At 72.4% G+C, this 24,219-nt stretch carries 15 protein-coding genes; 6 read left to right on the top strand and 9 right to left on the bottom strand.

Going from position 1 to position 24,219, the window contains the following annotated elements:
* The first annotated feature begins 231 nt into the window (after window positions 1–231).
* Window positions 232–5,196, top strand: coding sequence for an NAD-glutamate dehydrogenase (locus ACGFYY_RS29110; protein ID WP_365268959.1), 4,965 nt, complete (start codon window positions 232–234; stop codon window positions 5,194–5,196).
* Window positions 5,197–5,303: 107 nt separating this feature from the next.
* Here the strand turns inward: ACGFYY_RS29110 and ACGFYY_RS29115 are convergent, their stop codons facing one another.
* Complete coding sequence (locus ACGFYY_RS29115) at window positions 5,304–6,092, bottom strand: ABC transporter ATP-binding protein (protein WP_365268962.1); 789 nt, start codon at window positions 6,090–6,092, stop codon at window positions 5,304–5,306.
* Window positions 6,085–6,999, bottom strand: coding sequence for an ABC transporter permease (locus ACGFYY_RS29120; protein ID WP_393713863.1), 915 nt, complete (start codon window positions 6,997–6,999; stop codon window positions 6,085–6,087). Before ACGFYY_RS29120 ends, ACGFYY_RS29115 begins: the two co-directional genes overlap by 8 nt.
* Before the next feature lie 137 nt (window positions 7,000–7,136).
* On the opposite strand from ACGFYY_RS29120, the gene ACGFYY_RS29125 reads away from it, so the two are divergent.
* Window positions 7,137–7,769 carry a TetR/AcrR family transcriptional regulator gene (locus ACGFYY_RS29125; RefSeq protein WP_365268967.1) on the top strand — a complete coding sequence of 211 codons (633 nt, stop codon included), beginning with the start codon at window positions 7,137–7,139 and terminating at the stop codon, window positions 7,767–7,769.
* Here the strand turns inward: ACGFYY_RS29125 and ACGFYY_RS29130 are convergent.
* The 5 genes from ACGFYY_RS29130 to ACGFYY_RS29150 all read right to left on the bottom strand — a co-directional run bounded on the left by ACGFYY_RS29130 (window position 7,766) and on the right by ACGFYY_RS29150 (window position 16,923).
* The gene (locus tag ACGFYY_RS29130) at window positions 7,766–10,015 is read right to left on the bottom strand and encodes a CDP-glycerol glycerophosphotransferase family protein (protein ID WP_393713866.1); all 2,250 of its coding nucleotides are present in this window, start codon (window positions 10,013–10,015) and stop codon (window positions 7,766–7,768) included. The genes ACGFYY_RS29125 and ACGFYY_RS29130 overlap by 4 nt on opposite strands.
* 169 nt (window positions 10,016–10,184) lie before the next feature.
* Entirely contained in the window at window positions 10,185–11,150 is a 966-nt protein-coding gene (locus tag ACGFYY_RS29135) for a carbohydrate ABC transporter permease (protein WP_393713868.1), read from the bottom strand.
* Window positions 11,147–12,439: a carbohydrate ABC transporter permease gene (locus ACGFYY_RS29140; protein ID WP_393713870.1), complete on the bottom strand. Its 1,293-nt coding sequence runs from the start codon at window positions 12,437–12,439 to the stop codon at window positions 11,147–11,149. The genes ACGFYY_RS29135 and ACGFYY_RS29140 overlap by 4 nt, the downstream gene beginning before the upstream one ends.
* 97 nt (window positions 12,440–12,536) lie before the next feature.
* Window positions 12,537–13,895: an ABC transporter substrate-binding protein gene (locus tag ACGFYY_RS29145; protein WP_393713872.1), complete on the bottom strand. Its 1,359-nt coding sequence runs from the start codon at window positions 13,893–13,895 to the stop codon at window positions 12,537–12,539.
* A 97-nt stretch (window positions 13,896–13,992) separates the two neighbouring features.
* Window positions 13,993–16,923 (bottom strand): FtsK/SpoIIIE domain-containing protein, encoded by a 2,931-nt coding sequence (locus ACGFYY_RS29150; RefSeq protein ID WP_393713874.1) that lies wholly within the window; start codon window positions 16,921–16,923, stop codon window positions 13,993–13,995.
* A gap of 437 nt (window positions 16,924–17,360) precedes the next feature.
* Here ACGFYY_RS29150 and ACGFYY_RS29155 point away from each other — a divergent pair, with 437 nt between their 5' ends.
* Both ACGFYY_RS29155 and ACGFYY_RS29160 read left to right on the top strand, forming a co-directional pair.
* Window positions 17,361–19,103 carry a protein kinase gene (locus tag ACGFYY_RS29155; protein WP_393713876.1) on the top strand — a complete coding sequence of 581 codons (1,743 nt, stop codon included), beginning with the start codon at window positions 17,361–17,363 and terminating at the stop codon, window positions 19,101–19,103.
* 160 nt (window positions 19,104–19,263) lie between these two features.
* Window positions 19,264–20,514, top strand: a complete 1,251-nt coding sequence (locus ACGFYY_RS29160; protein WP_393713878.1) for a serine/threonine-protein kinase — start codon at window positions 19,264–19,266, stop codon at window positions 20,512–20,514.
* Between the two features lie 40 nt (window positions 20,515–20,554).
* On the opposite strand, the gene ACGFYY_RS29165 is transcribed toward ACGFYY_RS29160, so the two are convergent.
* On the bottom strand, window positions 20,555–21,556 hold the full coding sequence (locus ACGFYY_RS29165; RefSeq protein WP_393713880.1) for an isopenicillin N synthase family dioxygenase: 1,002 nt from the start codon (window positions 21,554–21,556) through the stop codon (window positions 20,555–20,557).
* Window positions 21,557–21,872: 316 nt separating this feature from the next.
* On the opposite strand from ACGFYY_RS29165, the gene prfB reads away from it, so the two are divergent.
* Window positions 21,873–22,982, top strand: a complete 1,110-nt coding sequence (prfB, locus tag ACGFYY_RS29170; protein WP_365268987.1) for a peptide chain release factor 2 — start codon at window positions 21,873–21,875, stop codon at window positions 22,980–22,982.
* Window positions 22,983–23,085: 103 nt separating this feature from the next.
* Here the strand turns inward: prfB and ACGFYY_RS29175 are convergent, their stop codons facing one another.
* Window positions 23,086–23,277 (bottom strand): hypothetical protein, encoded by a 192-nt coding sequence (locus tag ACGFYY_RS29175; protein WP_030724207.1) that lies wholly within the window; start codon window positions 23,275–23,277, stop codon window positions 23,086–23,088.
* Window positions 23,278–23,512: 235 nt separating this feature from the next.
* Between ACGFYY_RS29175 and ftsE the strand changes: the two genes are divergently transcribed.
* Window positions 23,513–24,202 carry a cell division ATP-binding protein FtsE gene (gene ftsE / locus ACGFYY_RS29180; RefSeq protein WP_030011324.1) on the top strand — a complete coding sequence of 230 codons (690 nt, stop codon included), beginning with the start codon at window positions 23,513–23,515 and terminating at the stop codon, window positions 24,200–24,202.
* The last annotated feature ends 17 nt before the right edge of the window (window positions 24,203–24,219 follow it).

Here is a 24,219-nt window from a genome sequence, read left to right on the forward strand (position 1 = left end):
CGATAGTCCTCGGGGGCACTGGAGCCTCCGGCCTGCGCCCGGCGCACGACCGTGCCCGGGCCTTCGCTGATCCCCGCCCCCGGGACCTTCTGCCGATCATGGCTCATTCCCTCCCGGTCGGCTCTCTCGACGGCATAGCGTCGATCCCGAACGGACACCCCGCCTCGCGGCGCTATGTCATTCCTTCCTTCACCTACGTCACGCAATGGCGCGCGACAGGAGCCAGAGGACATGCAGACCAAGCTGGACGAAGCAAAGGCCGAGCTGCTCGCACGGGCGGCCCGGGTAGCTGAGCACAGCCCGGCCGGGGGGCTACTTCCGACTGGGTCCGAGCGGGGAGGCCGTCCAGATCAGGACACGGTGCTCTCCTACCTCCAGCGCTACTACCTGCACACGGCGCCCGAGGACCTCGCGGACCGCGACCCGGTCGATGTGTTCGGAGCCGCGCTCTCGCACTACCGGCTCGCCGAGAACCGGCCGCAGGGCACCGCCAACGTGCGCGTGCACACGCCCACCGTGGAGGAGAACGGCTGGACCTCCAGCCACTCCGTCGTCGAGGTCGTCACCGACGACATGCCCTTCCTCGTGGACTCCGTGACGAACGAGCTGTCCCGCCAGGGCCGCGGCATCCACGTCGTGATCCACCCGCAGGTCGTCGTGCGCCGTGACGTCACCGGCAAGCTGATCGAGATCCTCGGTCCCGACTGCGACGCCCACGGCCCGCGCACGGCGCGCCCCCACGACTCCCTCGTCGAGTCCTGGATCCACGTCGAGATCGACCGCGAGACCGACCGCGCCGACCTCAAGCAGATCAACGCCGACCTGCTGCGCGTCCTGTCCGACGTAAGGGAGTCCGTCGAGGACTGGGAGAAGATGCGCGACGCCGCGCTGCGCATCGCCGAGGGCCTGCCCGAGGAGCCCACCGCCCCCGACCTTCGCGAGTACGAGCTCGAAGAGGCCCGTGAGCTGCTGCGCTGGCTCGCCGACGACCACTTCACCTTCCTCGGCTACCGCGAGTACAACCTCGTCGACGGCGACTCCCTGTCCGCCGTGCCCGGCACCGGACTCGGCATCCTGCGCTCCGACCCGCACCACAGCGGCAAGGACGACGGCCACCCGGTCTCGCCGTCCTTCAACCGGCTGCCGGCCGACGCCCGCGCCAAGGCCCGTGAGCACCGCCTGCTGGTGCTGACCAAGGCCAACAGCCGCTCCACCGTGCACCGCCCCTCGTACCTCGACTACGTGGGCGTCAAGAAGTTCGACGCCGACGGCAACGTCGTCGGCGAGCGCCGCTTCCTCGGCCTGTTCTCCTCCGCCGCGTACACCGAGTCCGTGCGCCGCGTCCCGGTCATCCGCCGCAAGGTCGTCGAGGTCCTCGACGGCGCCGGCTTCGCGCCGAGCAGCCACGACGGCCGCGACCTGCTGCAGATCCTGGAGACGTACCCGCGCGACGAGCTGTTCCAGACCCCGGTCGACCAGCTCCAGGCCATCGTCACCTCCGTCCTGTACCTCCAGGAACGCCGCCGGCTGCGGCTGTACCTGCGCCAGGACGAGTACGGCCGCTACTACTCGGCACTCGTCTACCTGCCCCGCGACCGGTTCACCACCGGCGTCCGGCTGCGCCTGATGGACATCCTGCGCGAGGAGCTCGGCGGCATCAGCGTCGACTTCACCGCCTGGAACACCGAGTCGATCCTCTCCCGCATCCACTTCGTGGTCCGCGTCCCGCAGGGCACCGAGCTGCCCGCGCTGACCGACTCCGACGTCGAGCGCATCGAGGGCCGTCTGGTCGAGGCCGCCCGCTCCTGGGCCGACGGCTTCCAGGAAGCGCTGATCGCCGAGTGCGGCGAGGAGCGCGCCGCCGAGCTGCTGCGCCGCTACGGCACCTCCTTCACCGAGGGCTACAAGGCCGACCACTCGCCGCGCGCGGCCGTCGCCGACCTGGTCCACCTGGAGCGGCTCGCCGCCAGCGACCGCCAGTTCGCGCTCTCGCTCTACGAGCCCGTCGGCGCGGGCCCCGGCGAGCGCCGGTTCAAGATCTTCCGGACCGGCGACCAGGTCTCGCTCTCCGCGGTCCTGCCCGTGCTGCAGCGCCTGGGCGTCGAGGTCACCGACGAGCGTCCGTACGAGCTGCGCCGCTCCGACCGGGTCAGCGCCTGGATCTACGACTTCGGTCTGCGGATGCCCGTCTCCGGCAACGGGGACAACTACCTCGGCGACGACGCCCGCGAGCGCTTCCAGGACGCCTTCGCGGCGGTCTGGCAGGGCGACGCGGAGAACGACAACTTCAACGCCCTGGTGCTGAGCGCCGGGCTCACCTGGCGACAGGCCGTCGTCCTGCGCGCGTACGCCAAGTACCTGCGCCAGGCCGGCTCCACCTTCAGCCAGGACTACATGGAGGACACCCTCCGCAACAACGTCCACACCACCCGGCTGCTGGTCTCGCTCTTCGAGGCCCGGATGGCGCCCGTGCGCCAGACCGCCGGCAGCGAGCTCGTGGACGCCATGCTGGAGGAGCTCGACGGGGCCCTGGACCAGGTCGCCTCCCTCGACGAGGACCGCATCCTGCGGGCCTTCCTCACCCTCATCAAGGCCACGCTGCGCACGAACTTCTTCCAGCTCAACGGCGTGGGCGAGCAGCACTCGTACGTGTCGATGAAGTTCGACCCGCAGGCCATCCCGGACCTGCCGGCCCCGCGTCCGGCCTTCGAGATCTGGGTGTACTCCCCGCGCGTCGAGGGCGTCCACCTGCGCTTCGGCAAGGTCGCCCGAGGCGGCCTGCGCTGGTCCGACCGCCGCGAGGACTTCCGTACGGAGATCCTCGGCCTGGTCAAGGCGCAGATGGTCAAGAACACCGTGATCGTGCCGGTCGGCGCCAAGGGCGGCTTCGTCGCGAAGAACCTCCCCGACCCGTCGGTGGACCGTGACGCCTGGCTCGCCGAGGGCATCGCCTCGTACAAGATCTTCATCTCGGCGCTGCTCGACATCACCGACAACATGGTCGCCGGCGAGGTCCTGCCCCCCAAGGGCGTGGTCCGCCACGACGAGGACGACACCTACCTCGTCGTCGCCGCCGACAAGGGCACCGCGACCTTCTCCGACATCGCCAACGGAGTGGCCGAGTCCTACGGCTTCTGGCTCGGCGACGCCTTCGCCTCGGGCGGCTCGGCCGGCTACGACCACAAGGGCATGGGCATCACGGCCCGCGGCGCGTGGGAGTCCGTCAAGCGGCACTTCCGCGAGCTGGGCCACGACACCCAGACCGAGGACTTCACCGTCGTCGGCGTCGGTGACATGTCCGGCGACGTGTTCGGCAACGGCATGCTGCTCTCCGAGCACATCCGCCTGGTCGCGGCCTTCGACCACCGGCACATCTTCATCGACCCGCACCCGGACGCGGCCACCTCCTACGCGGAGCGCCGGCGCCTGTTCGAGCTGCCGCGCTCTTCGTGGGCCGACTACGACACCTCGCTGATCTCGGCGGGCGGTGGCATCCACCCGCGTACCGCGAAGGCCGTCCCGATCACCGCGCAGGTCCGTGAGGCCCTCGGTATCGAGGCGGGCGTCACCAAGATGACCCCGGCCGACCTGATGAAGGCGATCCTGCAGTCCCCGGTGGACCTGCTGTGGAACGGCGGCATCGGTACGTACGTCAAGGCCACCGCCGAGACGCACGCGGACGTCGGCGACAAGGCCAACGACGCCATCCGCGTCAACGGCTCCGACGTGCGGGCCAAGGTCATCGGCGAGGGCGGCAACCTGGGTCTGACCCAGCTCGGCCGGATCGAGTTCGCCCGCACCGGTGCGGGCGGCGAGGGCGGCAAGGTCAACACCGACGCCATCGACAACAGCGCGGGCGTGGACACCTCCGACCACGAGGTGAACATCAAGATCCTGCTCAACGCGGTCGTCACGGACGGCGACATGACCGTCAAGCAGCGCAACAAGCTGCTCGCCCAGATGACCGACGAGGTCGGCCGGCTGGTGCTGCGCAACAACTACGCGCAGAACATCGCGCTCGCCAACGGCTCCGCGCAGGCCCCCAGCCTGCTGCACGCCCAGCAGCGCTACATGCGCCGCCTGGAGCGCGACGGACGTCTCGACCGGGCGCTGGAGTTCCTGCCCACCGACCGGCAGATCCGCGAGCTGATGAACAGCGGCAAGGGCCTGACCCAGCCGGAACTGGCCGTCCTGTTCGCGTACACCAAGATCACGGTGGCGGACGAGCTGATCGCCACCGAGCTGCCGGACGACCCGTACCTGCGCCGGCTGCTCTTCGCGTACTTCCCGGCCGCGCTGGCCGAGCGGCTCACGGAGCAGATCGACGCGCACGCGCTGCGCCGGGAGATCATCACCACCCTCCTGGTCAACGACACCGTCAACACGGGTGGCTCGACCTTCCTGCACCGTCTGCGCGAGGAGAGCGGGGCCTCCACGGAGGAGATCGTCCGCGCGCAGCTCGCGGCCCGCGAGATCTTCGGCCTGGCCGATGTGTGGGACGCGGTGGAGGCGCTCGACAACAAGGTCGCCGCCGACGTCCAGACCCGGGTGCGGCTGCACTCGCGGCGCCTGGTCGAGCGCGGTACCCGCTGGCTGCTGAACAACCGGCCGCAGCCGCTCCAGATCACCGAGACCATCGGCTTCTTCCAGGAGCGCGTGGGCCAGGTCTGGGCCGAGCTGCCGAAGCTGGTGCGCGGCGCCGACCTGGAGTGGTACCAGTCGATCGTGGACGAGCTGACGGGCGAGGGCGTCCCGGAGGAACTGGCCGCCAAGGTGGCCGGCTTCTCCTCCGCCTTCCCGGCGCTGGACATCGTCGCGATCGCGGACCGCACGGGTGCGGACCCGCTGGAGGTCGCCGAGGTGTACTACGACCTCGCCGACCGCCTGGCCATCACCCAGCTGATGGACCGGATCATCGAGCTGCCGCGGTCCGACCGTTGGCAGTCGATGGCCCGTGCCTCCATCCGCGAGGACCTCTTCGCTGCGCACGCGGCCCTGACGGCGGACGTGCTGTCGGTGGGCGACGGCACGTCGACTCCCGAGGAGCGCTTCAAGGCGTGGGAGGAGAAGAACGCGGCGATCATCGGGCGGGCGCGGACGACTCTGGACGAGATCCAGGGGTCGGACGACTTCGACCTGGCGAACCTGTCGGTGGCGATGCGGACGATGCGGTCGCTGTTGCGCGTGCACAGCTGATCGCGGGGTCGTAGGAACGGAACGGGCCGGGCCCGGGACCTTGGTGGTCCCGGGCCCGGCCCGTCGGTGGTTCCGGGGGCGCGGGTGCGTGCGGAGCGCAGGGAAGGTCAGTGGCCCGAGGTGAAGGCCTCGTAGGCGGCGCAGACCTCGGCCGAGGGGCCGTCCATGCGCAGGACGCCGGCTTCCAGCCAGATCGCGCGGTCGCAGGTCTCGCGGACCGTGTTGATGCCGTGGCTGACGAGGAAGACGGTGCCCGCGCGCTCGCGCAGTTCCTCGATGCGGGCCTGGCTGCGGCGCTGGAAGGCGGCGTCGCCGGTGGCCAGGGCCTCGTCGATCATCAGGACGTCGTGGTCCTTGGCGGCGGCGATGGAGAAGCGCAGCCGGGCCCCCATGCCGGAGGAGTACGTCCGCATGGGCAGGGAGATGAAGTCGTTCCTCTCGTTGATGCCCGAGAAGTCGACGATCTCCTGGTAGCGCTCGCGGATCTGCTGCTTGGACATGCCCATCGCGAGGCCGCCGAGGACGACGTTGCGCTCGCCGGTCAGGTCGTTCATCAGGGCGGCGTTCACGCCGAGCAGGGACGGTTGGCCGTGCGAGTAGATGCGGCCGTGGGTCACCGGCTGGAGGCCGGCGATGGCGGCCAGCAGGGTGGACTTGCCCGAGCCGTTGGATCCGATGAGGCCGATGGCCTCGCCCTTGTACGCGGTGAAGGTGACGCCCTTGACGGCGTGCACCTCCTTGACGCCCGCCGGCTGCTTGCGGGAGAAGACCCGGCTGAGCGCCGCGGTGGCCCCGCCCTTGCGGGCGCCGGCGCCGTGGACCTTGTAGATGACGTGGACCCCGTCGGCGATGACGGTCGGTACCCGGGTGTCGGTGTGCGTCGCGGTGTCAGCCACGGCCGTACTCCTCTTCTGCCTTCCAGAACCAGATGAAGCCGCCGACACCGGCGAGCAGGGCCCAGCCGATGGCCAGCGCCCACGCGTGGGGCGGCAGCGAGTGGGCCTGGAAGCTGTCGATCAACGCGAAGCGCATGAGGTCGATGTAGACGGCCGCGGGGTTGAGCTTGAGCAGCGTGAGGACCCAGTGGTGCGGCAGGTGGTCCGACGCGAGCATCTGGTCGATGGACCACATGACGCCCGAGGAGTACATCCAGGTGCGCAGGACGAAGGGCATCAGCTGGCTGACGTCCGGGCTCTTGCTGCCGATGCGCGCCATGACCATCGCGCACCCGGCGGCGAAGACGGCCATCAGGAGGAGGGCCGGGACGGCCAGGAACCAGGACCACGCGGGCCGCTGCCCGAAGGCCAGCAGCAGGACGACCAGGGCGCCCATGGTGACGAGCAGCTGCTGGAAGAGCTGGACGACGGTGGAGATGGGCAGGCTGGCGCGCGGGAAGTGCAGGGCGCGCACCAGGCCGCGGTTGCTGTGCACGGAGCGGGTGCCGGCGTTGATGGAGCTGCCGATGAAGTCCCAGACGAAGATGCCGGTGATCAGGAAGGGGACGTAGTCCGGCACGCCGTGGCTGGCCTTCATCACGATGCCGAAGATGAAGTAGTAGACGGCCGCGTTGAGCAGCGGGGTCACCAGGTGCCAGAGCTGGCCGAGCTTGGCCGTGCTGTACGTGGCCTGCATGCGGGCGGTCGCGTACGCGGTCACGAAGTGGCGGCGGTCCCAGAGTTCCGCGATGTAGCGGGGGAGCGTGGGGCGGGCGCCGCTGAGGGTGAGGCCGTGGGCGGCGGCGAGTCGCGCGAGGTCCGCGGAGGGCGGCGCGGGCTCGGTCTTGGGTGCGGTCGCGGTGGTCACAGGGTTCGCTTTCGACGGGGTCAGTACGTCACTGCCGAGGTCGGGACGGGTCCGTATCGTCGCTACGGCGAGGTTAGGGCGTGACTCGTCGGAACGCAACCGTATCGTTGTGACGGGGGCGCGGTTATGCTCTGTGCATGACCCCGGACCCCGCCGCCCCTTCCGCCCCCGCCCGTAGAGCTCCCGCCGGGGCCGCCGTCCTGCGCGCGGACGTGACCGAGGCGATCCGCGACGCGGTGGTGGAGGAGCTGGCCGCGGTCGGTTTCTCGAAGATGTCCATCGAGGGCATCGCCCGCCGGGCAGGGGTCGGCAAGACCGCGGTCTACCGGCGGTGGAAGTCGAAGCTGCACCTGGTGCTGGACCTGGTGGGAGCCTTCGCGGTGGACGGCCTGCCGGTACCCGCGACGGGATCGCTCTACGGGGACGTACGGGCCCTGCTGGAGGTCATGTCACACGTGCTGCGGCACCCGGTGGCCTCAGCGGTGATCCCCGACCTGCTGGTGGAGGCGGCGCGCAACCCGGAGATCGCCGAAGCGGTGCGCGGCGCACTGCTCGACGGGCAGCGCCGTATGGCGGAGGGCATCGTCTCGGACGCGGTCGCCCGCGGTGAACTCCCGGCCGGCATCGACCCGGCCCACGCCCTGGACCTGCTGATCGGCCCGCTCTACTGGCGCCAGGTCGTCGTCCGGGACGCGGTGACGGGCGGCCACCTCGACGTCCTGGCCCACCAGGTGGTGGCGGGCCTGAAGGCGAGCGCGGAGGCGCTCTAGGGCCGGACCGGCGTCAGGGCCGGCGTCGGTGCGGGCGCCGCGGGGGTCGGGCGGCGGTCCTCCAGGGGGATGACCGCCGGGATCGGGGCCGTCTGCCCGAGGAAGACCCGGCGCACCACGCGCTCCGCCGCGTGCCCGTCGTCGTGCGAGCAGAAGCGCGCGCGGAACGCCGCCCGCAGCTGCGCGGACCGCGAACCCTGCCAGTGGCCCGTGCCGAAGATGTCCACCAGCTCGTCCTCGGTCCGGGCGATCGCGCCCGGCGGGCACGACCGCAGGTCGAAGTAGGTGCCCCGGGCCGCCTCGTACGCCTCCCAGTCGTCCGCGTGGATCACGATCGGCCGGTCCAGCACCGCGTAGTCGAACATCAGGGACGAGTAGTCCGTCACCAGCGCGTCCGAGGCCAGGCAGAGCTCCTCCACCGACGGGTATGAGGAGACGTCGATCAGCCGCGGGTGGGTGTCCGGGGAGGGCGGGACGTCCGCGTACGTGAGGTGGGTGCGGGCCAGGATCGTGAACCGGGGGCCCAGGTCCCGCAGCACCCGCTCGAAGTCCAGGTGGTCCGGCCGGCTGCGCCGGTAGTCGCGGTGCGTGGGCGCGTACAGGACGGCCGTCGAGCCCGCCGGGATGCCCAGGCGTTCGCGCAGCTCCAGCACCTCGGCCGGGCCCGCCCGGTGGAAGACGTCGTTGCGCGGATAGCCGTACTCCAGCGTCGTGTAGGAGGACGGGACGGCCTTCTCCCAGACCAGGGTGGAGTGCCGGTTGGAGGAGAGCAGGTAGTCCCACTGGTCGGCGCCGCGCAGTAGGCCCGCGAAGTCCGTCGTCGGCGTGGCCGCCGGCCGGTCCTGGAGGTCGAGGCCCACGCGCTTGAGCGGGGTGCCGTGCTGGGTCTGGACGAGGATCTGCCCCGGGCGCTTGACCAGGGCGCGGTCGAAGTTGACGTTCGTGACCAGGTAGCCGGCCCTGGCGAGGGCGGTCCAGTACGCCGCCGAGCCCGGGCGCAGCGCCGTCGTTTCGCGGGGCAGCGTCGAAGCGTGCTCCGGGCCGCAGATCCACGCCGTGCGCATCCGCGGCGCGAGCTCCCGCAGGGTGGCCTCGATCGCGGCCGGGTTGCAGGCGTAGCCGCCGTGCCAGTACGCGGAGAAGACCGCGAGCTCCGGGCGCAGCGGGAGGAGCCGCTGGGTCCGGTAGTGCAGGCGCAGGGCCGTCTCGCGCAGTCCCCGGCCCAGGACCGCGGTCGCGCGACCCAGGGCCTGTCCGGCGCCGCGCAGCACCGACAGCAGTCGGTAGGTGCGCCGGGTGCCCCACCGCATCAGGGTGTGGCGGATCCGGTCGGTCCGGGACCGGGACAGTGGCAGGGCGCCGCTGCCGCCGGGGACGTGGTGGCGACGCAGCAGGGCACAGGCCCGGGCGAAGAACTCGGGCCGGGCGGCGCGCGGGAGGCGGCGCGGGTCGGCGTACAGGGCGCAGAAGTGCTCGGCCATCCGGCGGTGCACGGCGGGGCGCCAGCGTTCCAGCTCGGGGCGGCCGGCGAGGTAGCCGAAGACCCGGTCGTACTGGTCGAAAACGTCGAGGTGGCGGCGGCTGGTGGTGGTCAGGACCGAGCCGGTGCGCCGCTGACGGTGGTGGACGCAGACCCGGTCCAGGACGCCGACGGACTCCGCGGCCAGCAGGGCCGGGTAGGTCCAGGGGGTGTCCTCGTAGAGACCGGGCGGGAACGCGAAGCCCTCGCGTTCCACGTACTCGCGGCGGTAGGCCTTGTTCCAGACCACCAGCAGCATGCCGAGCAGGGCGGGGCGGTCGGCGAGCCGGAAGCTGGCCGGGCCCTCCTCGGACAGCCGGTGGGAGAGGCGGTCGCGCACGAGTTCGCCGGACCAGAAGGTGCGCGCGTAGTCGTAGACCAGGACGTCGGGGGAGCCGGTGGCCTTCAGCCGGTCGGTGATGGCCTGCAAGGCGCCGGGGGCGAGGGTGTCGTCGCCGTCGAGGAAGATCAGGTAGTCGCCGCTCGCCCGCGCCAGGCCCGCGTTGCGGGCCGGTCCCGGCCCCAGGTTGTGCGCCAGGTGGACGGCCGTCACCCGGGGGTCACGGGCCGCGTACTCGTCGATGATCGAACCGGAGGCGTCCGGGGAGGCGTCGTCGACCGCGATCAGCTCCAGATCCGGGTACGACTGCCCCAGGACCGAGTCCAGACTCTCCTGGAGGTAGGCCTGGACCTTGTACGCGGGCACGATGACGCTGAACCGGGGCACGGCACATCCAGGGGTCGGCGCGGGCATATGGCCCAGGAACCCCTGGTGTGGCGATCGGGTTACGCGCTGTGCGGCATTCGGGTTACGCAGCGTCAACGGCCCACGTCGCGGCACGGCACGTCGCGGCACGGGCACGGCGGGTGCGGAGGGCGGGCGACGGAGAGCGGCGTCACTTGATCGCCCCGGCCATCACCCCCGAGACGAACTGCCGTTGGAACGCGAAGAAGACGACGAGCGGGACGACCATCGACAGGAACGCGCCGGGCGCGAGCACGTCGATGTTGTTCCCGAACTGCCGTACCTGTTGCTGGAGCGCGACCGTGACCGGTGGGTGGGCCGAGTCCGCGAACACCAGCGCCACCAGCATGTCGTTCCACACCCACAGGAACTGGAAGATGCCGAGCGAGGCGATCGCCGGACCACCGAGCGGCAGCACCACCCGGGCGAACAGTCGTAGTTCACCCGCTCCGTCGAGGCGGGCCGCCTCCAGCAGCTCGCGCGGGATCTCCGCGAAGAAGTTGCGCAGCAGAAACACGGCGAAGGGCAGCCCGAAAGCGGTGTGGAAGAGGACCACGCCCGCCGTGGTCTCGAACAGCCCGATGGAGCCGAAGAGTTCGGAGACCGGGATCAGCGCCACCTGTACGGGGACGACGAGCAGTCCGACGACGAGGAGGAACAGCCAGTCCCGGCCGGGGAACTCCAGCCAGGCGAAGGCGTATCCGGCGAACGCGCCCAGCGTCACCACCAGCAGGGTGGCCGGCACGGCGATCGCGAAGGTGCTGAGGAGGGAGCCGGTGATGGTGTCGTTCGCCAGCAGCCGCTCGTAGTTGTCGACCGTCAGCCGCGAGGGCGCCGTCAGGACCTGCCACCAGCCGCCGTCGTTGAGGTCGGTGGGGGAGAGGAACGAGGACAGCAGCAGCCCGAGGGTGGGCAGCAGCCAGAAGACCGCCGCGACGACCAGGAAGACGCGCAGGGCTCCCCCGGCGAGCCTGGCGGAGGCCCGGGCGGCGTACGAGGGCCCGGTGGAGGTGAGGGCCGCGGACGGGGATCCGGTGTGCGAGGACCCCGCGCGCGAAGGCCCGGCGTACGCGGGTTCGGCCGCCGTGGGGTCCGGCGTCGCGTCGGTACCGCTCATCGGGTCCCCTCCTTGCGCAGCCGGCGGATATTCACGAGCATCACCGGGATCACCAGCACCAGCAGGAGCACGGCGATGGCGCTGCCCAGCCCCGGATCGGCGTCCGTGCCGAAGGAGGTCCGGTACAGCTGGAGCGCCAACACGTTCGCGTCGTCCTGGACCGCGCCCGGCGCGATCACGAAGACCAGGTCGAAGATCTTCATGACGTTGATGACGAGGGTGACGAGCACGACCGCCAGGACGGGCGCCAGCAGCGGGACGGTGATCCGCCGGAACACCTGCCACTCGTTCGCCCCGTCCACGCGCGCCGCCTCCAGCAGCTCACGCGGAACGGCGGCCAGCCCGGCGCCGATCAGCACCATCGCGAAACCGGCCCACATCCATACGTACGCCCCGATGACCGCCGGGGTGACGAGCGCCGGGCCGAGCCACTGCACCCCGCCGTACGCCTCTCGGAAGTTGACCGCGGGCAGCCGCAGCAGCGCCCCGTCCGCCTTCGCCGACAGGGTGAAGGTGCCGTCGGTGCCGGCCGTCGCCGTGTCGACCACCCGGCCGTCCTTCACCGCCTCGATCCGCATCCCGGCGAAGCCCTGCTCGGTCGGATCGACCACGTTCGTCGTCCCGCCCCCACCCCGGGTGAAGTCCTGCCAGACGGTGCCGGTGACCTTCCCCGGCACGGCCTCGGCGCCGCCCGCGGTACGGGTGCCGTCCGGCAGTGCCTCCGGGGCCACGCCGACCAGCGGGAGCAGCACCGGTGTCCCCGCGCGGACCGGGTCGCGGGTGATGAAGGCGCCCCCGCCGGCGTCCGCGAGCGGCGAGTCCCGGCCCGGACGGGCCTTGGGGAAGGCCGAGGACTCCGCGAAGGTGTCGTGGACCCCGACCCAGACCGCGTTGGCGACCCCGCGGTCGGGATCGTGGTCGTAGACCAGCCGGAAGATGATGCCCGCGGCCAACATCGAGATCGCCATCGGCATGAACACCAGCAGCTTGAACGCCGTCCCCCAGCGCACCCGTTCGGTGAGCACCGCGAAGATGAGACCGAGGGCGGTGGCCGTGGCCGGGGCGAACACCACCCACAGCGCGGTGTTCTTGAGGGCGGTACGGATCGTGTCGTCGCTCAGGATCTCCCGGTAGTTGTCACCGCCGACGAAGGTGTCACCGGAGCGGTCGAAGAAGCTGCGATAGAGGGAGTAGCCGATCGGGTGCACGACGAGCGCACCCAGCAGGACGAGGGCCGGGAGGAGGAACGCCGCCGCGATCAGCCGACGGCGCCGGGCCTCCGCGGACACGACGCCCTTGGCGGCCGGAGCAGGAGCCGGAGCAGGAGCAGGAGCAGGAGCAGGAGCCGGATCGGGAGCGGGGGCAGCGGCAGGGGCCGGCACGGGATCAGTTCCCGTAGGCCTTGGCCGCGTCCGCCTCCAGTTTCGCCTGGGTCCCCGCCACGTCCGACGGGTTCGCCAGGAAGTCCTGGAGCGCCTTCCACTCACCCGCGCCCGGGGTCCCGCCGAAGGCCGCCGGAGCCTGGTCCGACATGTCGAAGCGGAAGTCGTCACCGGCGGCGATCAGCGCCTTGGCGATGTCCCGCTGGATGGCGTTCGGATAGGCGGCCGGATCCACCGCCCTGTTCGGGGAGACGAAACCGCCCTGCCGGGCGTGGATCTCCGCCGCGTCCGCCGAGGCCAGGAAGGTCAGCAGCGCCTGCGCCCCCTTCGACGGCTTCAGCGCGACCGCCACATCGCCGCCCGAGACCACCGGAGCCTTGTCGCCGACCGAGGGGAAGGGGAAGACGAGGGCGTCCTCGCCGACCTTCGCCTCCGTCTGCGCGATGTTGACCGCCACGAAGTCGCCCTCGAAGACCATCGCGGCCGCCGGACGGTCGCCACCGGTGAAGGTCTGCGTCACCGACTTCGGGAACTCGGTGGCCAGCGCCCCGCTCGGCCCGCCCGCCAGGAAGTCCTTGCGGCCGAACAGTTCGCCGAGCGTGGTCAGCGCCTGCTTGACGCTGTCGTCCGTCCACTTGATCTGATGCTTGGCCAACTGGTCGTACTTCTCCGGCCCGGCCTGGGAGAGGTAGATGTTCTCGAACCAGTCGGTGAGGGTCCAGCCGTCCGCGCCCGCCACCGAGACGGCCGGGGTGCCGGAGGCGGACAGCGTGTCGGCCGCGGCGATCAGTTCCTTCCAGGTCTTCGGGGGCTTGACCCCCGCCGCCTCGAACGCCTTGGCGTTGTACCAGATCAGCGACTTGTTGGCGGCCTTGTAGTACACGCCGTACTGGGTGCCCCCGACGGCGCCGAGCTGCTTCCAGCCCTTCGAGTAGTTCGCGTCGAGCTGCGCGGCGGCCTCCGGGCCCAGCGGCTGCGCCCATTTGTTCTCCACCGCCGCCGTCAGTGCCCCGACCTGCGGGAGCAGCGCCACGTCCGGCGGCGCGCCGCCCGCGATCTTCGTGCCGAGGAAGGTGACGATCGGGTCCTGGGCCGGGACGAAGGTGACGGAGGCACCCGTCCGCTTCTCGAACTCCTTCAGGACCTTGGTGAAGTTCTCCTGCTCCGGGCCCGTCCAGACCGCGGCGACCTCCAGCTTCTCGCCGGGCAGTTTCGGTAACTGCACCCGGGGGGCGGCCGTGCTGCCCTCGGGACCTTGCGGCTCCTGCGTCCCGCCGTCCCCGCACCCGGAGAGGGCGAGGGCGGCCGCCGCGGCGAGCGCCGTCCAGGTGAGTGTCGTACGGCTCGTTCCGTGCCTGCGCATGGCTCTGCCCCCGATGCCCGTGATGTGTCCTGGACCACAAGGTCTACGCCGAGCCGTGCGCCCCCGCAATACCGCCTCGCGGGGGCGCGGCCGTGCGTCAGGGCGCGGGCGGGAACAGCACGGGTATCGCCGAGACCAGGTGCGAGGCCCGGTCCAGGGCGCTGGCCAGCAACGCGAGGTCGGTGGGCCCGTTGCCCAGCTCACGTACCGGGCGGCGGGCCGGCGGATCACCCATCCGCTCCCACTCCACCGGGACCACGGTCGGTCGCTGGGTCGCCGTCCGGGGGATCCGGCCCGTGACCCGGCCCGCCTGGAACGGGACCGTCCGGCCGTCGCCGAAACGGAGCAGGCCGCGGCCCGGTCCCGGCTGGTCGGGGGCTTCGAGTTCCACGCGCAGGGTGGCCAGCCGGCCCGGCCCGCTGCCCGCCGTACGGTCCGGGCGGGCGCTGGTGGCCACCAGGTGCACGCCGAGGCGGGCGCCCTCGCGGGCCACCGCCTCCAGCGCCCGGACCACCGAGCCGGCGGCGGGGCGGCCCGTACTGCCCAGCCCCGGCGCGACCAGCGCGTCGAGGTCGTCCACGAGCACCACCAGGCGGGGCAGCGGGCTGGGGCCGGGCGGATCCGTACGGGTCGTCGAGGCCCGCAGCCGCAGGGTGCCGGTGCGCTGGGGGTCGAGGTCGCCGCGCTGCTCGCCCGGGGTGGGCCGGCGCGGCGCGACCATCCGGTCGGACACCTCGCGCTGCGCGTGCCACTCGGCGAAGGACGACTCCTCCAGCAGTTCGGAGCGGCGCTTGAGCTCCGCGCCGAGCGCCTGCGCGAACTCCCGCATGCGCACCGGATCGGCGGCGACCAGGTGGGCGCTGACGTGCGGGAGCTCGGTGCAGGGCAGCAGCCCGTCGCCGCGCTCGCCGCCGGCCCCGTCGAGGAGGAGCAGCCCGAGGCGGTCGGGCCGGGCGGCCGCGGACAGCGACGCGGCCACCGAGCGCAGCAGCTCGGTCCGCCCGCTGCCGGCGGGCCCCTCGATGAGCAGGTGCGGGCCGTCGTGGACGAGCTCGGTGCCCACGGGCCCACGACGTCCGCTGCCCAGCACGATCTCGGCGAGGCCTCCCACGCCCTGCCCCTGATCGGTGGCGGCGGCCCAACGGGCCATGAGAGAGGCCGGGGTGGCCCGGGCCAGCCCCAGCTCGTCCAGCAGCCGTGCGGTGGCGGGCAGGGTGGCGGTGGTCGTCCGGTACGGCTCGGCGGAGCCGCCCTCGGCGGTGCGCAGCGGGGCCAGGGCGCGGGCGAAGCGTTCGGCCCAGGCGGTGGAGACGGCGTCGGCGGTGGCGGTGCCGCCCGAGGGGACCGGTCTGCCGCCGCTGACCGTGAAGGTGCGTACGGCCGTGGCCACATCGCCGCTGAGCAGGGCGACCGCGCCGCAGTCCCGGAAGGCGGGGGAGACCGCGCAGGCGGCTTCGTACGTCTCCTCGACGGGCGAGGCGGGGGTGGCGGCCGGGGCCTCGGCGAGCACGAGCACGTGGATCCCGGCGGCCGGGCCGTGCGAGGCGAGCCGGCCGGTGATGTCGCGCAGCGGGCCGGCCCCGGGATCGCCGTCGAGGACGACGAGCGTGTACGGGCCCTCGTAGACGGCGGCGGCCCGCCGGACCTGTCCGGCGTCGGCGGCGTTCCAGTGCACGCCGAGCGGACCCTCGTCGAGGCGCCGGGTCAGCTCACCCGTACGGGCGACGGCCTGGTCGCGGTCGTAGGCGAGCAGGAGCCGGCAGTCCTGGCCGTGCGCCGGCCGGACGTGGGGCAGCCAGCCGAGCCAGCCCCAGTCGCGCCGCCGGTCGGCGAGGCCGCGCGCCCGGTCGGCGGAGACGAGCACGATCTCCAACTGCCCCGGCGCGTGCAGTGCCGCCAGCTGCGCGACCACCCAGCGGGCGGCCCCGGCCAGCCGGGGCCGCGGGCCGGCCAGCCCGAGGGAGCCGACGGCGGGCAGGGACACCCGGCTCCCGGCGCCGAGCCCCACCTCCAGTGCGGCGGGATGCCCGGGCGTACGGGACCACAGGCGCTCGGTGGGGCCCATCGCGGCCAGCAGCAGCGCGGCGGGATCGTCGGGGTGGGGTGCGGCGGCCACCGGCTCCGGCGGGGCCTCGGCGGGTTCCTCGCCGCGCACCCACTTGCGGGCCCAGGCGCCGAGGCCCTTCCGCCGCCCGGTCCCGGAGCCGGTCCCGGGCTCCGACGTCGTGCCCCGCGGCCCGGCTTCGCCCGCCGCGTCGGGGATCTCGGGTGCGTCCGGCGCCGGTCCGGCGACGGCCGGATCCGCCACGGCGGGCGACCCGGCGAGGGGACCGGTGGGCGGGCCGGCGGGTGGGCCGGGAAGCGCCGCGGGGTCGAGGGGCCGGGCGGAGATCGACAGGTGGCCCTGGAGGTCCGGGGTCACCGACAGCGAGGGAGTGCCCGCCGGGGCCAGCCGCAGGGTGGACTCGCCGACCCGCAGCAGCGCCCCCGGGGGCAGGGCGACGGGCTGGGCGCCCAGCGGGGCGCTGTCCAGCGTGGTGCCGTTCGTCGAGTTCAGGTCGGCCACCGCGACCCGCCCGTCGGGGATCACCGTGACCGCGCAGTGCAGCCGGGAGACGTCGGGGTCGTCGAGGGGGACGTCGGCGTCGGCGGAGCGGCCCACCATGATCTGACCGCTGTGCAGCAGGTGCACCCCGCCCGCGTCGGGTCCGGCGACGACGTGCAGCTGGGCCGCGCCGAGGCCGTCCTCCGGCAGCACGTCCGGGACGGGCCCGTGCAGCGCCAGCACCGCGCCGTCCACGAGCGGCGGCTCGCCCAGCACCCGCCGCTGGAGGTCGAGGCGCTCGGAGCCGGCGTACAGCACGACGGTGCCCCCGGTGTCGGGTCCGCCGACGGTCGCCGCGAGCCCGGAGGCGACCGCGGCCAGCGCGGTGCCGACGGGCGCGGTGACGAGGACGTCACAGCTCGCGGGGGCGGTCGCGGCCTGGTGGCCGCTGCGCGACCCGAGGACGGTCAGCCGGATCTGCATCGCCGTCAGCGGTCCCTTCTGCGCGGTGCGCGGTGTGTGCGCCCGGCAGGGGAATCCCGTGACATGACCGTCCGGTCGCCCCCCACCCGGCACGGACGCGTCGTCCGGTCAGGTCTGCCCGGAAGGCGGGGCTCCCGTCCCGTGCCGTCCGTACGTGTGCATCCTCGCACCTGTCACGGACAACACGCCCGGCACCCGGCAACAAATGATCTTGATGTGTCGGGACCCGGGTCGAACCCCGGTCGGATCCGGACACCAAGGCGGGGAAAGACGGGGAAAATCGCCTCCGGCATACCCCGCAAACATCACCCTCCGTACATATGTGCGGCAACCAACCTCCGGGGACCGGCGTCTTCCGAGGAGACAGCCCCTAGAGTGGGCCGGAAAACCCATCAGCGTATCGACCACATTCAGACGACAGCAGGGGAGCGCGAGACGTGCGGCCAGTCGGCAGCAAATACCTGCTCGAGGAGCCGCTCGGGCGCGGCGCCACGGGCACTGTCTGGCGTGCCCGCCAGAGGGAGGCCGCCGGCGCGGAGGCGGCCGTCGCGGGACAGCCCGGGGAGACCGTGGCCATCAAGGTCCTCAAGGAGGAGCTGGCCCAGGATCCCGACATCGTCATGCGCTTCCTGCGGGAGCGCTCGGTCCTGCTGCGCCTGACCCATCCCAACATCGTGCGCACCCGCGACCTCGTCGTCGAGGGCGATCTGCTGGCCCTGGTCATGGACTTGATCGACGGCCCGGACCTGCACCGCTACCTCCGCGAGAACGGCCCCTTCACGCCCGTCGCGGCGAGCTTGCTGACCGCCCAGATCGCCGACGCCCTCGCCGCCAGCCACACCGACGGCGTGGTCCACCGCGACCTGAAGCCGGCCAACGTGCTGCTCGACGAGCGCGGCGGGCAGATGAAGCCGATGCTCACCGACTTCGGCATCGCCCGCCTGGCGGACTCCCCGGGCCTGACCCGCACCCACGAGTTCGTCGGCACCCCGGCCTACGTCGCCCCCGAGTCCGCCGAGGGCCGCCCGCAGACCTCCGCCGTCGACATCTACGGCGCCGGCATCCTGCTCTACGAGCTGCTCACCGGCCGCCCGCCGTTCGCCGGCGGCACCGCGCTCGAAGTGCTCCACCGCCACCTCAGCGAGGACCCCCAGCGGCCCTCGACCGTGCCCGAGCCGCTGTGGACGGTCGTCGAGCGCTGCCTGCGCAAGGAGCCCAACGAGCGCCCCAGCGCCGAGAGCCTGGCCCGTGCCCTGCGCGTGGTGGCCTCCGGCATCGGCGTGCACTCCTCGGCCGCCGAGGTCGAGGCCGCGCTCGGCGTCGGCGCGCTGCTCGCGCCCGACCCCTCGCCGGCCCCGGTCCCCGAGACCCCCGGCGCCCCCGTGGGCGCGTACGACCCGAACGGCATGACCAGCGTCCTGCCGCCGGTCGGCGCGGCCGACGCCACCTCCGTGCTGCCGAGCACGGCCGGTCCCGGGGCCGACCCGACCTCGGTGATGCCCCCGGTGCAGCGGCCCGACTCGCCGCACCCGTGGCAGTCGCAGATGCAGGCCGCCCGTGACCGCAACGAGCAGACGCAGATCCAGTACCTCGACCCGAACGATGACCCGCTGCGCCGCCGCCCGCAGCGGCAGGCGCCGCCCCCGCCGCAGCACCGTCCCCAGCAGCAGCAGTACCGGCAGGGCCCGCCGCCCCCGCAGCAGCAGTACCAGCAGCCCCAGCAGCCGCAGTACCGCCAGCCGCAGCAGCAGCCGCCGCAGCAGCAGTACGCGCCGCCGCCTCCGCCGCAGCACTACCAGCCGCAGCAGCACCAGCCCCAGCAGTACCAGCAGCAGCCTCAGCAGCAGCAGCCCCAGTACCGCCAGCCGCAGCAGCAGCCCCCGCAGGCTCCGCCGCAGCAGCGGCCGGCCCCGCGGGAGCCGCGTGAGCCGCGCCGCCGCAGCGCCAACCCGGTGCGGATCCCCGGCCTCGGCTGCCTCAAGGGCTGCCTGGTGCTGATCCTGGTGTTCTTCGTCGCCGGCTGGTTGGTCTGGGAGCTGACCCCGCTCCAGGAGTGGGTGGGCACCGGACGGGGCTGGTGGGACCAGGTCTGGACCTGGGGTTCCAACGCCGTCGACTGGGTCAGCACGATCGGGGACTCCGCGGGCTCCTCGGGCTCGGGGGGGTCCACGAAGCCCTGAGACGGACCCTCGTAGCGCCGACTTCGTGGATTTGTCGACTTCTGGGACACGATTTCGCTCGCAGAAGTGAAGGTCGCCGCGAATCCGGCCCCCTGCCGGCCTCCAATGCCCACCCGGCCGCGTAGCTTTGGTGCGTACGCCAGCCGCTGAGGGAGCAGTCGTGGCACGGAAGATCGGCAGCCGGTACACCGCGCACCAGATCCTGGGGCGCGGCAGCGCGGGCACGGTGTGGCTGGGCGAGGGGCCTGACGGGCCCGTCGCCGTCAAACTGCTGCGCGAGGACCTCGCGTCCGACCAGGAACTCGTCGGACGGTTCGTCCAGGAGCGCAGCGCGCTGCTCGGCCTGGAGCATCCGCACGTCGTGTCCGTCCGCGACCTCGTCGTGGACGGCAACGACCTCGCCCTCGTGATGGACCTCGTCCGCGGTACGGACCTGCGCACGCGCCTCGACCGCGAGCGCCGGCTCGCCCCCGAGGCGGCCGTGGCGATCGTCGCGGACGTGGCCGACGCGTTGGCGGCGGCGCACGCGGCGGGGGTCGTCCACCGGGACGTCAAGCCGGAGAACGTCCTGCTGGACATGCAGGGCCGGCTCGGCCCCGGCGGCTCGCACCCGGCGCTGCTGACCGACTTCGGCGTGGCCAAGCTCATCGACTCCCCGCGGCGGGCCTCCACGGGCCGGGCCTCGGCCCCCACGACCCGGATCATCGGCACCCCGGACTACCTGGCGCCGGAGATCGTCGAGGGGCTGCCCCCGCGGGCCGCGGTGGACATATACGCCCTGGCCACGGTCCTGTACGAGCTGCTGGCCGGATTCACCCCCTTCGGCGGGGGGCACCCGGGCGCCGTCCTGCGTCGGCACGTGACGGAGACGGTCGTCCCGCTGCCGGGCATCCCCGACGAGCTGTGGCAGCTGGTCGTGCAGTGCCTGGCGAAGGCCCCGGCCTCGCGGCTGCGGGCCTCGGAGCTGTCGGTCCGGCTGCGGGACCTCCTCCCGATGTTGGCGGGGATGCCGCCGCTGGACGTGGACGAGCCGGACGACGCGGATCCGGACCCCGAGCCCTCGGAGGAACCGGCCGCCGACCCGGTCCGGCGGCGGGGCGTGGTCCCGCTGGTGCCGGGCTCCGCGACCGACTCCAACCGGGACACCCACACCTCGATGCGGGTGCCGGGGCCGGACGAGCTGGCGGGCGGGGCGCTGGGCACGGCCCGCGTGCCGCGGCCGGCGGGCGGCCACCGCCCCGGCTCGGCCCGCCACCGCGCGGAGGCCGCGCGCAAGCGGAGGCTGGCCTTGTCCGCCGGAGCCGTGGCCCTGGTGGCGGCGGTCGGCCTCGGCGGCTGGCTGGCCCTCTCCGGAGGCGACGAGCCGGAGCCCCGGCAGGACAACAAGCAGTCGGGCACCCTGCACCCGTAGCCTCTGCGGCGCCGTCCGCCGGGGGCTCCGCCCCCGCGGGTTACACCGAGGCCAGTTCCGGGTGCCAGCGCCGCGCCACCGCCGGGTGGGCGCGGACCCAGCCCTTCAGCTCGTTGCGGCCGTACTGGGCGTGCAGCGGGTTCGAGTCGTCGTGCGCGACACCGGGCGCGGAGCGCAGGTACTCGCCCGGGACGGTCTCGATCACCGCGTCCAGCCGCGGGTTGTAGAAGAACGGCACCGAGTACCGCTCCACCGCGCCGGGCGGGCTGACCACCCGGTGGTCCGTCGCCGTCAGGTAGCCCTCGGTCGCGATCTCCAGCAGCTCTCCCAGGTTCACCACGAACGCGCCCGGCATCGGCGGTACGTCCACGTAGCCGCCGTCGCGGACCACCTGGAGGCCGCCCACCGAGTCCTGCAGCAGGAGCGTCAGGAAACCGTAGTCCTTGTGCGCGCCGACCCCCTGGTCGGCGCCGGAGGGGGCCGACCCGGGGTAGCGGATCAGCTTGGTGTGCAGGTGCGGGCGGTCCGCGAAGGCCTCGTCGAAGAAGTCCGCCGGGGCGCCGATCGCCACGAGGAGTTCCTGGAGCAGGCGGTGGGCGACCGCCGCGAGCCGGGACTGCCAGTCGAGGACCACGGTACGGAGCTCCGGGAGGGCGGCGGGCCACTGGTTCGGGCCCTCCAGCCACAGGAACGCCGGGTCGTCCGGTCCCACGACCGGAGCCGGGCGTTCCGCGCCCACGTCCAGCTGGTCCCGCCAGTCGGAGGCGCCGCCGGTCAGCTCGTGACCGATCCGGGTGTAGCCGCGGAAGTGCGGGGAGTTCAGATTGCTGACGGCCAGCCGGTCGGCTTCCGGGAGGGCGAAGAAGGCCCTGGTCAGCTCCAGGATGCGAGCGCTCTCGGCGGCGGTGACGCCGTGCCCGGTCAGGTGCAGGAAACCGGTGTCCCTGGCGGCCGCGTGCAGCTGCTTCAGGAAGTCGGCCCGCTGGGCCGGGTCGTCGGCCTGGGAGAGGTCGAGGACGGGGAGAGTGTGCGCGGACGGCATGACGGCTCCGTTTCGGATGTCACGGGGTCCTGTTCCCCAGAGGTGGTGGGGGCCGCGGGCGGGGGGAGGGTCTCCGACGGGGATGGTGCCGGGACCACGGGAGCCGCGTACAGGACCAAGTCGGATCGTGGTGGATCAGGCTTGGGTTCGGTCCGGCGGCGGACAGCTCGTCGTCGTGACACGCATGTGGTCCACATGGCGGCGCTTGACGAGGAGTACGGTCATACGGAGAGCGTACGCCTGTGCGATCCCTCATCAGAACGGGTGATTCGGCCTGCCCGGACGGCGTCCTCCGGGGACCGGCTACGCTGGACCCGTGGCAGTCGTCGATGTTTCCGAAGAGCTGAAGTCCCTCTCCTCGACCATGGGGTCGATCGAGGCCGTCCTGGACCTCGACAAGCTGAGGGCAGAAATCGCCGTGCTCGAGGAGCAGGCCGCCGCGCCGTCCCTGTGGGACGACCCGGAGGCCGCCCAGAAGATCACGAGCAAGCTTTCGCACCTCCAGGCGGAGGTCCGGAAGACCGAGACCCTGCGGGGGCGCATCGACGACCTCGCGGTGCTCTTCGACCTCGCCCAGGAGATGGACGACGAGGAGACCCTGGCCGAGGCCGAGGCCGAGCTCGTGTCCGTCCGCAAGGCGCTGGACGAGATGGAGGTCCGGACCCTGCTCTCCGGCGAGTACGCCGAGCGCGAGGCCCTGGTCAACATCCGCGCCGAGGCCGGCGGCGTCGACGCCTCCGACTTCGCCGAGCGCCTCCAGCGCATGTACCTGCGCTGGGCCGAGCGGCACGGCTACTCGACCGAGATCTACGAGACCTCGTACGCGGAAGAGGCCGGCATCAAGTCGACCACCTTCGTCGTCAAGGCCCCGTACGCCTACGGAACGCTCTCCGTCGAGCAGGGCACCCACCGCCTCGTGCGGATCTCGCCCTTCGACAACCAGGGCCGCCGCCAGACCTCCTTCGCGGGCGTCGAGGTGCTCCCGGTCGTCGAGACCAGCGACCACGTCGAGATCGACGAGGCCGAGCTGCGCGTCGACGTGTACCGCGCCTCCGGCCCCGGCGGCCAGGGCGTCAACACCACCGACTCGGCCGTGCGCATCACGCACCTGCCGACCGGCATCGTGGTCTCCTGCCAGAACGAGCGCTCGCAGATCCAGAACAAGGCCAGCGCGATGAACGTCCTCCAGGCCAAGCTGCTCGAGCGGCGCCGCCAGGAGGAGAAGGACAAGATGGACGCCCTCAAGGACGGCGGCAGCTCCTGGGGCAACCAGATGCGCTCCTACGTCCTGCACCCGTACCAGATGGTCAAGGACCTGCGGACGGAGTTCGAGGTCGGCAACCCGCAGGCCGTGCTCGACGGCGAGATCGACGGCTTCCTGGAGGCCGGAATCCGCTGGCGCAAGCAGCAGGAGCAGACCGCGTAACCCGCGACACCCGCGGAAGGGCCCGGACACCTCGTGTCCGGGCCCTTCTCGCGTGTGTGATCGGTACGTGGCACGGGGGCCGCGGGCACCACGGCCGGGCGGTCTAGGCGGTGTGCTGGGCCACCAGTACCAGAGCTGTCACGAGGACCACCATGAGCGCGATGAGTGTCACGGGGTTCAGGCCGGAGAAGGGGCCCTCCTGCTGGAGGCGCTCCCGGTTCGCCCGGCACACCGGGCAGCGGCCCTGGCTGACGGGTGCGGCGCAGTTCGCGCACACGAGCCGGTCATATGTCATGCGCTCCTCCTCTCGTCCCCTCGGTCTTCTGCTGCCTATAACGGCGTGGGGAACCGGAGCGTTCCCCCTACCACTGTGCCGGCTCAGCCGACATTCGGCGCGGCCCGTCCGGGCAATCACGGTCCCGAGCGCCCGCACGTCGGGATAAAACGGGCAAGTCCGGAGCCCGGGTCCCCACCTCGCGCCCGTTCGCGTATGGTCACGCACACCTACTCCCGGCGACCGTGGTGCACCCGTGATCCGATTCGACAGTGTCTCCAAGTCCTACCCGAAGCAGAGCCGTCCCGCACTCAGGGAAGTCTCCCTCGACATCGCGAAGGGCGAGTTCGTCTTCCTGGTCGGCTCCTCCGGCTCCGGCAAGTCCACCTTCCTGCGGCTCATCCTGCGCGAGGAGCGGGCGAGCCACGGCCAGGTGCACGTCCTGGGCAAGGACCTCGCCAAGCTCTCCAACTGGAAGGTTCCGCAGATGCGGCGCCAGCTGGGGACCGTCTTCCAGGACTTCCGCCTGCTGCCCAACAAGACGGTGGCCGAGAACGTGGCCTTCGCCCAGGAGGTCATCGGCAAGCCGCGCGGCGAGATCCGCAAGGCCGTCCCGCAGGTCCTCGAACTCGTGGGTCTGGGCGGGAAGGAGGAGCGGATGCCGGGCGAGCTCTCCGGCGGTGAGCAGCAGCGCGTGGCCATCGCCCGCGCCTTCGTCAACCGCCCCGCCCTGTTGATCGCGGACGAGCCCACCGGCAACCTCGACCCCCAGACCTCGGTCGGGATCATGAAGCTGCTGGACCGGATCAACCGGACCGGCACCACGGTGATCATGGCCACCCACGACCAGCAGATCGTCGACCAGATGCGCAAGCGCGTCATCGAACTCGAACAGGGCCGACTCGTGCGCGACCAGTCGCGCGGCGTCTACGGCTACCAGCACTGAAAGGTCCCTGAGACGCA

The organism is Streptomyces sp. NPDC048331, from assembly GCF_043201215.1.
In the GTDB taxonomy this organism is placed as follows: Bacteria; Actinomycetota; Actinomycetes; order Streptomycetales; family Streptomycetaceae; genus Streptomyces.

Bases quoted from the DNA above. Each gene is read 5' to 3' on its own strand.
- ACGFYY_RS29110 (WP_365268959.1), top strand. From the start codon at position 232: ATGCAGACCAAGCTGGACGAAGCAAAGGCCGAGCTGCTCGCACGGGCG.
- ACGFYY_RS29125 (WP_365268967.1), top strand. From the start codon at position 7,137: ATGACCCCGGACCCCGCCGCCCCTTCCGCCCCCGCCCGTAGAGCTCCC.
- ACGFYY_RS29135 (WP_393713868.1), bottom strand. From the start codon at position 11,150: ATGAGCGGTACCGACGCGACGCCGGACCCCACGGCGGCCGAACCCGCG.
- ACGFYY_RS29145 (WP_393713872.1), bottom strand. From the start codon at position 13,895: ATGCGCAGGCACGGAACGAGCCGTACGACACTCACCTGGACGGCGCTC.
- ACGFYY_RS29150 (WP_393713874.1), bottom strand. From the start codon at position 16,923: ATGCAGATCCGGCTGACCGTCCTCGGGTCGCGCAGCGGCCACCAGGCC.
- ACGFYY_RS29165 (WP_393713880.1), bottom strand. From the start codon at position 21,556: ATGCCGTCCGCGCACACTCTCCCCGTCCTCGACCTCTCCCAGGCCGAC.
- ACGFYY_RS29175 (WP_030724207.1), bottom strand. From the start codon at position 23,277: ATGACATATGACCGGCTCGTGTGCGCGAACTGCGCCGCACCCGTCAGC.